This is a genomic window from Staphylococcus sp. EG-SA-2, from assembly GCF_017152085.1.
This window is the reverse complement of the sequence record NZ_JACYHC010001117.1, coordinates 1-703: the sequence shown is the minus strand read 5'-3', so window position 1 is coordinate 703 and position 703 is coordinate 1. Positions and strand designations below refer to the sequence as shown.

Genomic DNA, 703 nt, shown 5'->3' with positions numbered 1-703 from the left:
GACTAGGTAGCTCTGGTTTATCAGCGACTGAATTTTATTATCGTATGATTCGTATGGGGCTAAAAGGTAATGTTACTACCGATTCACATTTAATGAAAATATCGGCATCCCTACTATCTCATTCGGACATGTTTATTGCTATGTCAAATAGTGGTAATACTTCGGAATTAATTTCAGCAGCGGAAGTCGCCAAATCTCATGGTGCATATGTCGTTGCCATCACAAATTTCGAAGGTAGTAAACTTACAGATTGTGCAGATTTAGTACTTTTAACAACGGATCAATCGCGTAATACCGACCATCAATTTATCAACACACAAATTGCGACACTCTTTTTAATCGATATCGTGAGTTATCATTTATTAGAAAATACAAATCTGAGTCAAACTTATCAACATACTAAATCTATTATCCTAGACAACAAATAACTAGTAGTATATTCAAATCCACCTGCAACTGTAGACAATCATCGTGATTGTCCTAACGAGTTGCTAGGTGCTTTTTTAATTTCAATACCAAATACTTTTTTACATTTTTGAGATCTATACGTTCAACCGTCTTCAATTTAATATGCCCGTGGCACACTGTTGGTTGATATAGTTTAGATTGGTCCTAGATAGAGTGTGATGTGTGGAACTAACAACAGCTCTCATCTCTCGTAACGGTTTCAAATTCTATTTTAGAATGACTCCTTCTTTCAACT

The 703-nt window shown here is 35.3% G+C and carries 1 pseudogene; it reads left to right on the top strand.

Annotation, left to right across the window (positions count from 1 at the left end):
• Positions 1-428 (top strand): annotated as a pseudogene (gene rpiRa / locus IDG60_RS18575) (pentose phosphate pathway transcriptional regulator RpiRA); the annotation flags it as partial.
• Between the last annotated feature and the right edge of the window lie 275 nt (positions 429-703).